General features: G+C 71.1%; 4 protein-coding genes. All 4 read right to left on the bottom strand.

Translation table 11 applies throughout. The features are described 5' to 3' along the window. Nucleotides 1–99: 99 nt before the first annotated feature. The 4 genes from IE321_RS06975 to IE321_RS06960 all read right to left on the bottom strand — a co-directional run bounded on the left by IE321_RS06975 (nucleotide 100) and on the right by IE321_RS06960 (nucleotide 13701). A complete protein-coding gene (locus tag IE321_RS06975; protein ID WP_190222145.1) occupies nucleotides 100–10359 on the bottom strand; it encodes a WXG100-like domain-containing protein in 10260 nt (3419 codons plus the stop codon). 128 nt (nucleotides 10360–10487) lie between these two features. After that, a complete protein-coding gene (locus tag IE321_RS06970; RefSeq protein WP_043225488.1) occupies nucleotides 10488–10796 on the bottom strand; it encodes a hypothetical protein in 309 nt (102 codons plus the stop codon). Beyond that, nucleotides 10789–11352 (bottom strand): YbaB/EbfC family nucleoid-associated protein, encoded by a 564-nt coding sequence (locus IE321_RS06965; RefSeq protein WP_051842245.1) that lies wholly within the window; start codon nucleotides 11350–11352, stop codon nucleotides 10789–10791. The genes IE321_RS06970 and IE321_RS06965 overlap by 8 nt, the downstream gene beginning before the upstream one ends. 51 nt (nucleotides 11353–11403) lie before the next feature. Then, nucleotides 11404–13701 carry a hypothetical protein gene (locus tag IE321_RS06960; protein WP_190222204.1) on the bottom strand — a complete coding sequence of 766 codons (2298 nt, stop codon included), beginning with the start codon at nucleotides 13699–13701 and terminating at the stop codon, nucleotides 11404–11406. Between the last annotated feature and the right edge of the window lie 17 nt (nucleotides 13702–13718).

Raw genomic sequence — 13718 nt, 5'->3', positions numbered from 1 at the left:
GGGTTCTGGGCGGGCCGGGGCGGCCCGGTGTTCCGTGCGCTCCCGGGGGAACGTTCGGAACACCGGCACCGGTTCAGACGCGCCGGCCTCTCGGCGCGGTCACGTCCACGAGGACAGGACGAAGGAACCGGGAGCGGGAGGCGTGGCCGTCTCCTCCGTCCCCTCCGTCCCGAACTCGATGAAGAGGTCTCCGGAGTCCTCCTGGTCCAGCAGGTCGGTGACCTTCTTCTCCTTCTTCGGGGCGGGCGGCCCGGAGTCGCCCTTCTGCGCGTTCTTCTCGTCGCCGAGGTACTTCGCCTCCTGGCGCATCCGCTCCCCGCCGACGCGCTGGTAGTGCTCCCTGAAGCTCTCCTCGCTCTCGAACATCTTCGCGAGGTCGTGGTACATGGCCTCGTAGTCCCTGTGGGGAGAGGTCGCGCTGCCGTGGTGCTTCTCCCGATCGGCGAAGACGAACCGCAGTGAGGACTTCCCCCGCACCGGTGACGTCTCGGCCGTCCTGGGGCCGGTGCCGTAGGGGTTGTCCGGGTTCAGCACGAGGTCCTTGTTCTCCGGCACGGGGGCGAAGAGCTCGGTGAAGGTTTTCTGTCCGTGCTTCACCGCGTCGAGCTCGCGGAACGAGATCCGGGGGAGGGAGGGTGCATGGGGGACCTTCGGCAAGGGGGGGAGGCCCTGCTTCTCGCGCTCCGCGTTCTCGTCGGTCCGCCGCTGGTTCTCCGCGGCCTGCGCCCTCTCCTCCGGGGTGGACCGCGGCTCCTTGTAGTCGACGTACTTGCTGTGGGTCGTGTAGGAGGAGAAGTCCGCCTGGTAGTACTGGTGGAACTCGTGGAAGAGCCGGCGGATGTCCTCGGTGTCCTCCGTGGTCAGCTCGGCCAGGCGGCGCACGTCGCCGTCGGACGTCACCGGATCCCGCCCCCGCAGCCTCATGTACGACTCCACGATCCAGTGGAAGGTCACGTCGCGGTTGAGCCTGCCGCTCTCGGCCCTGGCATCGGCGTCGGAGCCCTTCGGCCGGAGGAAGCGGTGCTTGTCCCGGTAGTAGAAGCCGAAGGGGTCCGAGTCGACCATCATGACGGCCGCTCGGTACGCGAACCTGTCGGCCGGGTCCTTGTCGACGTCGCCCCACAGGTAGCGGTACCGGTTCATGACCTCGACGGCCCCCCGGTGCTCGGCCTCGTGGTCGTGGAGCTCCGCCCTCTTGGCCTTGGACTTCCCGCCGCCCCCGTACATCAGCTTCGAGTTGGCCTTCTCGATGTCGTGGAAGAGGATCGCCTTGACGACCGCGTCCACGGGCACCAGCCGCTCCGCGCTGTCCCGGTCGCGGTGGGCGAGCTTGAGGTACTGGCCCAGGACCATCTGCGCGTGCTGGAAGAAGGTGTAGCCCTCGCTCGTCGCGCAGATCTCCTTGTAGAGCGGGTCGAGTTCGGGGTAGTCCCTGATCAGGCGGTCGATCACCCGGTGCAGGGACGTGCCCTCCCGCCACAGCTCGGTGAGCTCCTCGCCCACCTGGCGCTGGAGGTGGGCTTCCTCCGGCTGTCGTCGCCGCATGTCGTCGAAGTCGTGGACGAGGGGCGAGTCGGTGATGTTGAGGTCGGCCTTGACCTCCTGGCTCTGGAGGGAGAGGACGAGTCCGATCTCGGCGTGGGAGGCCCAGGGCAGGACCGTGTTCTTCATGAACTTCTCCACGGCGGCACGGCCGTCGAGGTCGGCGGGGGACTTCAGGTCCGGGTCGGGCCTGTCGAGGAAGTCCAGGGAGATCGGCTTGTTCTGCTGGTCCAGCAGGTGCTCCCGGTAGTCGCCCAGGAACTTCTTGAGATCGTCGAGCCGCCTGCCGAAGGACAGGTTGGGCCGGTTCCCGTAGGGCTCCGGGGGCATGTCGGGCTCCAGGAGGTGTCCCACCCTGCGGTCGGCGGGCCGCTGCCGGGACTGTTGCCACGTCTCGTGGAACTGCCGCAGCTGGCTGGAGATCCCCCGGAGGACGTCGGGGGAGTTGACGTGCCCCGCGTTCTGGACCCAGGGGTTGTACCGGTCCTTCAGCTGCGGCGCGTCGACGGGCGGGATGCCGAGGCGGTCGCGCAGCACGTCGACGTGGACCGTCTTGCCGTCCTGGTAGTCCCCGGTGTACGCGTCGGGGGTCAGGCCGCGATTCGTCTCGTTGCCGTAGTACGTGATCAGGGAGTTCGGCCGGATGCTCCTGCGCAGCAGGAGGAGGTTCTCACCCCGCACGCCGAACTGGTTGCGCTCGCCCGACTGGTCGGTGTTGAGGGGCCGTCCGGCGAGGGGCCGGTCGGCGGTGGGCTCGGGGTCGTCGTCGGCGCCGTCGGACGCGTCGGTCTCCTTGTGGTCGGGGATCGGGACGGGAGCCGAGCCCTGGGCCTGGCTGTGCCACCGGTCCCGGTAGATCCTCTCGACCTCGCTCTCGGGATTCTCCTCGGGATCGCGCAGGCCCCCGGGCGTGAGGGACGCGCTGCCCCGGTAGGGGTGCCCGAGCGAGCCGGCGTCGTGCTCCGGAACCGAGGCCGACGTGATCTGCTGGTAGACGTGCAGGGGGACGAGGAAGGAACGGATGAGCGGCTGCTTGTCCGGGAACTGCGCCTGGTACTTCATGGCCCAGCCGATGGACCGGGCGGGGGTGCCCATGCCGACCCAGAGGGTTCCGCCCGGCTTGTTGCCCGTGGCCACGACGACCTCGCCGGTGTCCTTGTGCTGCTGGACGTCCTTGTGCTCGGCGGTGAACTCGTGGGGCTGCTCGTGGGCCGTCACCGTGTCCCGGTTGACCACCGTGGTGTAGAAGCGGACGTACGGCTCGCCGTCCTCCATCTCCACGTCCACCTCTCCGCGGTGGATGTAGTACGCCTGCTGGAACTCGTAGTGGCCCGAGGTCTGGGGCGCGCCGTCCGGGCCGCCCGTCGGCTTCAGCTTCTCCTTGACGTATTTCAGGGTGGAGTCGAAGGGCCGGTTCGGGCCCGGGTAGCCGACACCGGGCAGGCCGAGGACCGGCTTGCCGCGCTCCGGTCCCTCGGGCGGCCACACGGTGTCCGGGCCGGCCTCCAGCAGGGTCACCAGGGAGCGGCCGGAGTCCGTCCGCTCGAAGGAGGCCACGTGGACGAGCGTGCCGGGGGTGAAGAGCGACATGTTTCCCGTCAGGTGGCGCTGGCCGCCGCCCTGCGCCGTCTGCACCTGGATGACGAGGTTGTGGTTGTCCGGGAGTTCGGACGACGCCTTCCAGAAGATCCGGGGACCGGTCAGATCGTCGAGGGAGACCGCCGTGCGCTCGGCCACGGGACGGTCCGCCATCCGCCGGAACAGATCCACCGCCTGGGCGGTCGTCTCCACGGACAGCGTGAGCCGGGGACGGTACGCGCTCTCGTACGTGACCTCGGCGGAAGCGGTGGCCCGGCGGCGCTGGGCCGTCCGTGACCCTTCGCCCGCGTCGTCGAGTCCCTCGAGACCGGTGCGGCCTCGGGAGACGAGGGTGAACTGCGCCAGGCTGGCCGCCAACTCCACCCTGGCCTTGCTGATGTCGTTCTCCCGCGACAGGCCCCGTGCCAGCTGGCGGATCTCGTCCTTCAGCAGGTGCGAGACGGCCTGGGCGCGCTGCCAGCCGGTCTTCTGCGCGGCGCCCGGCAGCAGATTGTTGCCCGCCGCGACGATCTCGACGCGCAGCTCACCCAGGGAGGGATCGTCGGCGTGGCGGAGCAGTTCGGGGAAGAGCTCCGCCGCGAGGTTCCGGAGCTCCGTCTCGTCCTGGGGGGAGACGGTCTTCTCCCCCTTGGCGAAGGAGACGATCCGCTTCTTGAGGTCGGGCAGGCCGTCCACCAACATGCTGACCGCGACGGCCTCGTCCTCGCCGTCCCGGCTCGTGTCTCCGTTCCCCCCGCCGGCCTCGACCACGTCCTCGTCGTCGGTGTCCTCGCCGAACCGCACCGCGTTCCCGTGCTCCGGACCGGTCTCGTCGCCGTCCGCGAGGCGCACGGCGTCGGCGGGAGCCCCGTCGTCGCCGACGGGGGCGGTCTCGGCGGTGTGGTCGGGGGCGCCGGTGTCGGTGTAGCGGTGCCAGTCGGCGCCGCCGCTGACGGTCATCCGGCCGTCAGCGGTGACGCCGACGTGGCGGGCGGTGAACACCCGATCGCCGCCGGGCACGTACCAGACCGGCGCGTCGGCGGCGAGGGCGGTGAGCGGGCCTTCCTCGCCGTGCTCGGCGCGGTGCTTCCACAGACCGCTCATCACCGTCTGCACGGTGGACCCGTGGACGGGGGAGGCCAGGTCGCAGCCGGTGAAGTGGATCTCGGTGACGCCGTCGAGCCGGCCCTCGTCGTGGGCGTCGGTGAGCGCCTTGAGGAGGACGGCCGGGTCGTGCGGGGCGTTCGGGTCGGTGTGGGTGCCGACGACGAGGACGCCGGGGCGCGCGGGGAGCGCCCGCAGGGCGGCGGCCTGCGCGGGGGAGAGGGCGCCGACGGCGATCCCGGCCGGGATGTCGCGTACGGGGGAGGGCGACGGCACGGTCCAGGACCCCGGACCCTCGTTGTCGTGGAGGACGGAGCCGGACTCCGTGGCGTCCTCGACGGCCTCCAGATAGCGGAGGGGCAGGGTCCCGTCGGGCAGGACGGACGTCGCCATGACCCCGGACGCGTCGGCGCGGTCGGGGGTGTGCCGGAACAGCGTCTCCGCGTCGTGGTAGCGGTCCGGCAGCCCCGCGTAGTGCAGCAGCTCGTGCAGCAGCATGGCGTCGTCGCGTCCGCGCGCGTCCGGTCCGGAGCCGTCGGCGTGCAGCCGCAGGTGCAGCTGGTCGGACCGGGTGCCGGGTCCGCCGTCCCGGGTCACCCGCACCGGGTCCGTGCCTCCCCCGGGGGCCGGGACCAGGTCCACCTCCATGTGGAGCTGGTCGCCGGTGCGCGGCAGCCGGAAGCCCAGGTTGACGTGGCTGTCCAGCAGCTCCTGCATCCGGGCGCGCAGTTCGGCCGCGTCGGCCGCCGAGAAGGAGTCGTCGACGGCCACCGGCAGCGTCACCCGCACCAGCCGGACGGGCCCGCCCGGCGTGCCGTCCCCGTCCTCGGGCACGACGAACCGTTCGACGTCCGCGCGGATCAGGGTCCGCCGGCCCGCGAGCGTCCCGTTCCCGTTCCGCCGGTCCGCCGTGCCCGGGAAGGGGCCGGCGGCGTTCGGGTCCGCGGCCGGGTCGAAGCGCTCGGTACGGACCCGGGCCGGAGGTGGTACGTCCTCCCGGCCCGGCGCCCACCGCCACGACGTCCACCGGTCGGCCGTGACCGGGCGCGCGACCGGGGAGACCTCCTCGGGCCGCACCTGCCCCGGCAGGGTGTGGGGGGAGTTCTCGGGGACGTTCGCGGCCGTGTCGCCGGTGTCGTCGTCGCTGTCGTCGCCGCCGCGACGGGGACGCTTGTGGGGGTCCTGCATGACGACGTCGCCGTCCGCGTCCCTCTTCCTGCGGGAGGAGTCGGGCTGGGGCACGGGCTCGTCCATGTCCACGTCCATGGAGGCGCTCCCGGCGGGCTCGGTCTCCTCCTCCTGCGCCTGGTACTTCCGCCGCAGTTCCGCCATCTTCTCGTCGGCGATCTCGTCGGGGAACCTCCCCCCGTCCGCGACGTGCCTGCGCAGGTCCGCCTCGTGCACGAGGCGCATGTTGCGGTAGTAGTCCCGGCCGGGCGCCGGCGCCTGAAGGGCCTCGATGTCGGGCGGCAGCTGCCGCCCGGGGTACTTCGCCCGGTAGTACTCGACGAAGGCGGCGGAGCCCGCCATGACCTCGGGCAGGGTGTGGTGTCCCTGGTTGAGGAAGGCGGCGATGATGGCGAGCCGCAGCGTCCTGTGGTTGATCTTCGGGTTGGGCCGGTTGCCGGCGTCGCGGAACCAACCCTTGTCGCTCATCAGCTGGAGGTAGCGGTGGAACATGAAGCCCGACCCTGACGTGCCGGCCGTGGCCAGGTGCCGCTCGGTCTGCTTCATGTACAGGAAATCCGTCGTGAGGCGGTAGCGGGCCCCACCGGGGATCCACCGCACCTTCTTCTCCGCGTTCAGGGCGAGCGGCCTCTCCCGCTCGCTCAGGCGGGGCACGATGTCCGCTTCCTTGAAGCTCTTCAGATCGGCGGCCAGCCGCCTCCACGTGCGGTCGAGCTCGTCGGATCTCTCCTGCTCGCTCCTCTTGGCCTCCTTCTCCGCCTCGGTCCCGTCCGGCATCGCGGAGATCTTCTTCCGCAGGATGGGCAACTCGCGGGTGAGCTGGCGGTACTCGACGAACCGGGGATCGTCCTTCCGGAACGCGCGCTCGTCGGTGATCGAGGTTGCCGGGGGCGGGCTGTAGCCGATTCTGGTGCCGAGGGCCTTCGAGGAGATGGCGTTGAAGAACAGGGCCATGCGTTCCCGCAGGTTCCCCTCCTCCACGACCTTCTGCAGCGCTTTCGGGTCGGTTCCCACGGCACCGGACGACTCGTTGCTGTTCGTGCCCAGTACCTCGTGGATCTTCTCCACCTTGTGGAGTTTGTCCCAGAGGACGCGGGACAGCTCCTGGGCGAGGTCCTTGACGTCCGTTCTCCGGGCCAGGTAAGCGGCGAGGTTCTTCTCGTACCGGACCGACGCGTCGGCGTAGTAGATGCGGTCCATGTCGTCGAGCGAGGCGTCGGAGGCCGAGGAAAGGGGGTCGTCCTGGTCGTTGGCGGGGCGCCGGGGCCGGCGACTGCTGGGCCCCTCGCCGTTGCCGGTCGGCGAGGGATCGTCGTCGTCCTCGGCACGGCCCTTGCCCCTGTCGACCGGCGGACGGTCGCTGCCGTCTCCGTCGCTGTCGCTGTCGCTGTCTCCGAACTTGACCGCGTCCGGGTGCACCGCGTCGACCTTGGGGGTGCGGAACAGGAAGGCGACCGCGTCGTCGGGCAGGGCGTCCGGATCGGGGGTCGTACGGACGGGGGTGTGCTCCGGGTCGCCGCTGTCGCCGTACACGTGCCAGGCCCCCCGGTCCACGACGGCGATCTTCCCGTCGGGAGTGAGGCCGATGTGCTGGGCGGTGAGGAGGTGGCCGCCGCCCTCCGTGTCGCCGCCGCCGGCGGGGACGTACCAGACGGGTGCGTCGGCGGCGCGGGCGGTGAGCGGGTCGGGGGAGGCGGTGCCGGTCGCGGCGCGGTGCTTCCAGAGGCCGCTCATCACGGTCCTGACCGTGCTCTCGTGCACGGGCGCGGCGAGGTTGCAGGCGGTGAACTGGATCTCGCTCACGCCGTCGAGCCGGCCCTCGTCGTGGGCGTCGGTGAGCGCCTTGAGGACGGCGGTCGGGTCGTTCGGGGCGTCCGGGTCGGTGTGCATGCCGACGACGAAGACGCCGGGGCGCTTCGGGATCGCCTGGAGGGCGGTGGCCTGGGCGGGACTGAGGACGCCCAGGGCGACGCCGGAGGGGATGTCCCGGACGGGAGGGGCGGACGGTGTGTCGTCGTGGTCGACGGTGTGCTCGCCCGCGGTGACGTCCTCGTTCTTGTTCGCGCCGCTGCCGTCGTCGTGGTCGGAGGTGTCGTCGGAGGGCGAGGGCGTACGGGTGCTGTCGTCCTCGGCGCGGGTGTCCGTGCCGTCCGTGTCCTCGACCTTGGCGCCGTCGCCGACGTCGAGGTACATGAGCTCGTCGGCGCTCGGCATGTCGAGGTGGTCCCAGTCGTAGAGGGAGGGGCCCTCAGGCGTCACCTGCGACTGCGACCGCGCCGGGACGTCGGCGTCCTGCGACGGGGCGGCGCTGAACCGGTCGTCGCCGCTCAGGGTGACGGGCCTGCTCTCCGGCGCGGGGGCCGGGACCTCCGTGTCGTCGCCCAGCAGGGAGGAGAGGTCCGAGGAGACGGTGGCCCGGGGCGGCGCGGTGACGGAGGTGTCGCCGGCGTCCTCCGCCACGGTCGGGACGTCGTCGCCCCTCCCGTCCGACGCCAGGTCGCCGTCCGACTCGGTGCGGAACCGCGGGTCCTCGGCGATCTCGTCGCCGAACGACGGCCCGAGGTCCAGGTCGAGCGGCGTGAAGGCGTCGCCGTCGCCGCCGGTCGTCTCGTGGGGCCGCTCGGGAGTGTCGGAGAAGAAGGGGGTGCCGCTGACGGGGTGGGAGAAGACCCACTTCACCATGTCCTTCATGTCCTGCTTGAAGCTGGTCTCCTCGGTTCCCGCGGTGGGGCGGGGGACCGGCCACGGCGCCGGGTTGCCCGTCATGTTCGACACGAACGAGGCGATGTTGATGGGGTGCAGCAGCCCGAAGTACTTGCTGTCGGTGGGGTTGTCGGCGTGCTGGTGGGTGAGGACCCAGTTCTGGTACTTCACCATGACCGGCTCGAACGCCCGGTGCAGACCGGCGCTCAGCGCGCCCATGGCCACGCCGGAGGCGAACGGGCCGCCACTCACCGAGAACGTGCCGTCCCCGAAGATCATGTTGTAGAAGCCCTCGCTGAGCATCTCGTTCGTTCCCTCGTTGAGGAGGGAGGCGACGGCCCCGCCGAGCTGGTACATCGGACTGCCCTGGAGCGGGTTCTCCTGCTTGAAGATGCGGGCGAGGGCGTTGCTGTGCTCGGAGCGGGCGAACAGGGTCGGCATCGAGTCGGCGAGGTTCTTGAGCGGTGCCAGGTTGCCCAGATCGCCCATCGACTCGGTGAGCAGCTTGGGCAGGTCGGTGTGGTCGGCCCCGGCCCGCCCCCACTTCTGGGTCAGCATCTTGCCGAAGTCCTGGCCCGCCTGCTCGGCGCCTTCGTGCTTGAGGTGCTTCTTGAACACCTCGCCCATCTTCTCGGCGAACGAGTCCGCGATGCTGCCGGCGCCCTGCCGCATGAACCCGGTCTCCAGGTTGCGGGTGACCCCGCCGAAGAGCTCGCCGATGTCCTTGGCGAAGGCCGAGCGGGCCTCCGGGGTGGACAGGAGGCCGTCCAGCGGGTTCTCCACGTCGCCCGCGGCGCGGCCGGCGGACCCCGAAGCGTCCGACGCGTCGGGCACCTTGGAACCCGCGCCCGCCGTGGGCACGTCCCCGGAACCCGTCCTGCCCGCGCCCGCGCCCGCACCCGCGCCGGCCGTGTCGCCGCTCTCGGTCCTGTGCGCGTTCGGAACCTCGGGCTTCTCCGCGCCCGGCACGTCGTTCTTGCCGGTGGTCGGCACGTCGTTCTTGCCCGCGCCCGGCATGTCGTTCTTGCCCGTGGTCGGTACCTCGCTCTTGCCCGCGCCCGGCACCTCGCCCTTGCCGGTCGGCGGCACGTCCGCCTTCGGCGGGGTGGGAGCGAGGTCGCCCTTGCCGGTGGCCGGGGCGCCCGTCTTCCCCGCCGCGGGGGCGGTCGGCTGGTCCTTGGCCCCGGCGCCGACCGGCGTCTCCGTCTTCGGCCGGCCGGTGGCCGGCGGTGGCATGGCGCCGTCGCCGACGGTCTTCGGCGGGACCGGCGGGGCCACGTCGCTCTTGGGCGGGACCGGCGGTGGGGCCGTCTCGGTCCTCTTCGGCGGGACCGGCGGAGGCGTCACGTCCGTCGGCGGCTTGTTGGGCGGGGACGACGGCAGGTCCTCCTTCGCCTTCGGGCCCTCCGGACCGCCCGGCTTGCCCGCCCCGCCCGGCGGCACGTCGGGCTTCGGGTTCGGCGTGACGTCGTCGAGCTTGTCGTCGATCTTGTTGAGGACGTCGTCGACGCGCTTGCTGATGATCGAGGCCGGCGGCTTGCCGCCGAGGATCCGGCCGAGGATCTTGCCACCGTAGTGGGACAGGATCTCCAGCGGGCCGGCGATCACGCCGCTCAGCGCGCCCTGCTTGACGGAGTCGAGCAGGGACTCCGTGTTCCAGCTCGACGTGTGGCCCGAGGTGAGCTGGTAGAGCTGGATCACCGTGTCCTGGAAGACACCGCCGACGATGCCGATGAAGGTCTGGCTGATGATCGTCTGGAGCAGCCAGCGGAAGAGCTGGTGGAGGCCCTCGCGGGTCGCGGCGAAGAGCGCCGACACGGGCCCCCACACGGCGCCGAAGGTGAAGGCGGAGAAGAGGGTGGCGAACAGGATCTCGGCCAGCAGCTGTACCAGCTGGAGGATGGCCATGATCTTCGTGTACTCGACCTGGTTGGCGACCTTCAGCGCCACGTCGGACAGCTGACGCGACAGCTCGGCCGTCTGCTCCAGCTGGTTCGCGCCCGCCGTGTCGCCCGTGAGGTCCCGCATGGTGAGGAGGAACGAGTCGGCGGCCTCGCCCTCGAAGTCGTTCTTGACGATCGGGATGAGCTCGATGACGTACCCGGACAGCGTCTCCAGGTCCTCCGCGACGGAAGCGTAGTGCTCGGCCACCCGCCGCATGTGGTCCTCGTCGGCCTCGGGCCACTCCATGCCCGACACGAAGGCGAGGAAGTCGGCGATCCCTTCCGGCGGGTTGATGGCCATGGCGTGGAGGTCCTCCGGTCGGCGGGCTGCTGTGCCCGGGAGAACGGCGACGGCCGTTCGCACGGTTCAGCACGCGCCGCGCCCGCCGTCACGGCCGGGACGGCGGGCGCGCCGCGTGCGGAGCCCGGTCAGAAACCGTCCACGTGGGACCCGGCCTCCTCGTCCGACTTGGCCATGGTGTCGGACGTCTCCTTGCCCGCCTCCGTCACCATGCCCAGTCGCTTGGTGACGTACGAGAGGGTCTCGGTCAGGTTCTCGGTGGGCCGGTCGACCTGCTTGTGGTACGTCTTGCCGATCTCGTCCTGGCCCGCCGACTCCTTGTTGATCCTGTTGATCTCCACGATCGTCCGGCTCAGGTCACTGAGACAGCGCTGGTAGTCCTCGTAGTGGGAGAACTTGTTCTTGAGGTCGCTCAGGACCTTCAGGTCGTCAGCCATGGAACTCCTCCTGCTTCCCGGTGGGGATGCGGCTTTCGGCCTCGGCCTCGAACTCGTCCTGTTTCGCCTGCTGTTCGGAGGACGCGCGGGCGGCCTGCTCCTCGGCGGCGAACTCCTCCTGCCGGGACGCCCTCAGTTCCTCCAGGGACTCCTCCTGACCGAAGGCGGGGGCCATCGCCCGCAGCGGCTTGAGGAGTTCGTCCATCTCGACCGGTGTCCCGGCGAGCCCCGTCACGCTGCGCAGATGGCCGCTGAAGTCCTGGAAGCCCTTGATGCGCTCGATGACCTCGCTGCCCATCCTGGCCCGCGCCTCGTTGAGGACGGTGACGAGGGCGGCGGCCAGTTCGGCCGGCGCCATCGACTGGTACGCCTTGGTGTGGAAGGTCATCGAGATCACCTGGCCCTGGGGGCCGACCGTCACGGACACCATGCGGTCCCTGGAGGTGACGGACGTGGTCGCCGCGTCCAGTTCGCGCTTGGCCTCCAGCATCTTGTCCCGCTGCTCGTGCAGGGCGGACATCGCGTCCTTGAGGATGCTCTCGAAGTCCATGGCCATGGGGCCGCCTTTCATGGGGGAAGAGGGGTCGTTCGGCGTGGGCGGGCGGGGTCAGCGACCGATGACCCCGCTGACGGAGCCGGTGTCGGTGCCCCAGGTGTCCTCGTCCTCGGTGAGCCAGGTGGTGCGCTGCCGGTCCTTGCCCTGGTTGGGCTGGCCGCCACCGGCCGCGCCGGGGTTCATCGGCGGCATCATCGGGGACTGCGCGGTCTGAGGTCCGCCCGCGCCGCCGCCCGCACCGGCCCCCGTACCGCTTCCGGGGCCCGCACCCGTGCCGGTGCCGGTGCCGGTGCCGGTGCCGGCGGCGGAGGCGGTGCCGCCGGCGCGGGCGTCGGCACCGGTGGGGCGGCCCGCCGGGTCCAGGAACGCGGTGGAGCCGCCGGTCGCCAGGCCGGGGATGCGCTTCGGTGCGCCGCCCGCGCCGCCGCTTCCGCCACTGAGCTGGTCCAGCAGCTTGTTGTGGCCGCCGCCCGTGCCGCCGCCCGACCCGCTGCCGGTCGTGGGGTGCGGCACGGGCCGGGAGTTGATGGCGTGCTCCGCGTTGGTGAGGAGCTGGTACGTCCGGCTGAGGGGCTTGCCGTCCGCGCCCACGACGACGCCGTCCTTGAGCGTGGCGCCCTTGGGCAGCGCGTAGGGATTGCCGTTGGAGTCGAGGAGCGGCTTTCCCTTGGCGTCGACGACGGAGCCGTCCGGGAGGACCTTCGCCCCCTCGGGCAGCCGGATCTGGTCGTAGCCGGACCCCGGCACGCGGCCCGGCGTCTCCTCGGGGGCGGGCTGCGACTGCCCCACCTTGGCGCCGGGCGGGGCGACGATCTGCTTGCCGTTCGAACCCATGACGGGCTTGCCGTTCGCGTCGTAGACCTTGCCGTCCTTGCCGATGCGGGAGCCCGGCGGCAGGACGACGGGCTTGCCGTCCGCGCCCATGACGGGTTTGCCGTTCTTGTCGAGCAGCGGCGCGCCCCCGCCGGCCGAACCGGTCCCCGGCCTGGTCGGCGGCGGGGTCCCGGGCAGCCCGCCGGTCCCGTTCCCGGGCAGCGTGTCGGGGCGGGAGGGCGTCTTCGTGCCGCCCGTCCCGTCACCGCCCTTGTCGAGCGGATTGCCGCCGCCGATGCCGCCCTTGCCGCCGCCGGCTCCGCCGATGCCTCCGATGCCGCCGCCGGCTCCTCCGATGCCGCCTCCGGCTCCTCCGCCCGCGCCCCCGGTACCCGGTCCGCCGGCACCGCCGCCCGCGCCCGACCCTCCGCCCGGCGGCATCTCGGGGCCGCCCGCGCCGCCGCCGGTGGGCATCTGGAGACGGGGCTGGTAGATGCCCTCGCGCAGGGCGCCGGCGAGTGTGAGGTACGAGGTGTCCACCTTGCCCATGGAGGTCTCCGCCGCCTTGTCGAGCGGAGCCAGGTGGTCCAGCCACGACTTCTTGGCGGCCAGTTCGATCTTCTCCAGCCAGCCGCTCTGGCTGACGTCCATCCCCGAGCCGTCCACGACCTTGGGGTTCTCGGGGGAGTAGACGGGGGCGCCGTTGCTTCCGTCGCTGCTGGTGATGGTCCGCCATGTGAACGTGCACTTGGCGTTGGCCATGTGCGTGTTGAGCGCCGTCCGCATGCGCCAGACCGGACTGGCCTCGAAGGTCAGCTCCTTGGCGCCCGGTAGTCTCCACCAGTTCACCAGCGCGGCCCACAGCGCGCCGAGTGCCCTGTTCAGCTCGATCTGGGCGTTGGAGATGAGCGTCTCGTAACCGCTGCCCTTGGAGTAGTCGATCGTGTCGGGGTACCCGGTGGCACCCTTCACGGGCTGCGGCTGGGCCAGGTCGAGCTGGACCTTGCTCATCTCCGTGGAGATGACGTCGAGGAACTTCCTGAAGGCCCCGGCCGCACTGCCCTTCCACTCGCTCTCGTCGGCGTCGACGCTCTCCTCCCACCGCTTCAGGACGGGAACCCACTTCGCCAGCCAGGCGTGCACGCCGTGCACCAGCTCGATCGCGGCGTCGAAGGAGGCGTAGCTCACCGCCCCCGTGTTGTGCGTGGAGGCGAACAGCAGCTCTTCCAGGGGCTTGAGCGCGTCACTGTAGAAGAGGTTGAACTTGGACTGGGTGTTGTCCAGGACGTTCGGCCAGTCGAGCTGGAACCCGACCACGCACGAGTACTGCCCGTCCTCGGCGCCGAGCGGGGTGAGGGGGATGACGAAGGAGACGTCGTAGCCCTCGGACGCCTTCTTCCCGTCGCCGTTGACGATCTTGACGTCGGGGGTGTCCTGACGCCTCCACTTCTCGGCCGTCACCGCTTCGCGGTTGGTCAGGGTGTTGGTGTCGGGGAGGAGGACCTTGATGGCCTGTTCCCAGGTGAAAGCTGCCATGGGGTGGGGGAGTTCCT

It is taken from the genome of Streptomyces hydrogenans, from assembly GCF_014656075.1.
Classification (GTDB): Bacteria; Actinomycetota; Actinomycetes; order Streptomycetales; family Streptomycetaceae; genus Streptomyces; species Streptomyces hydrogenans.
The sequence above is the reverse complement of the archived record's forward strand: the minus strand, read 5'-3'. Positions and strand labels throughout refer to the sequence as shown.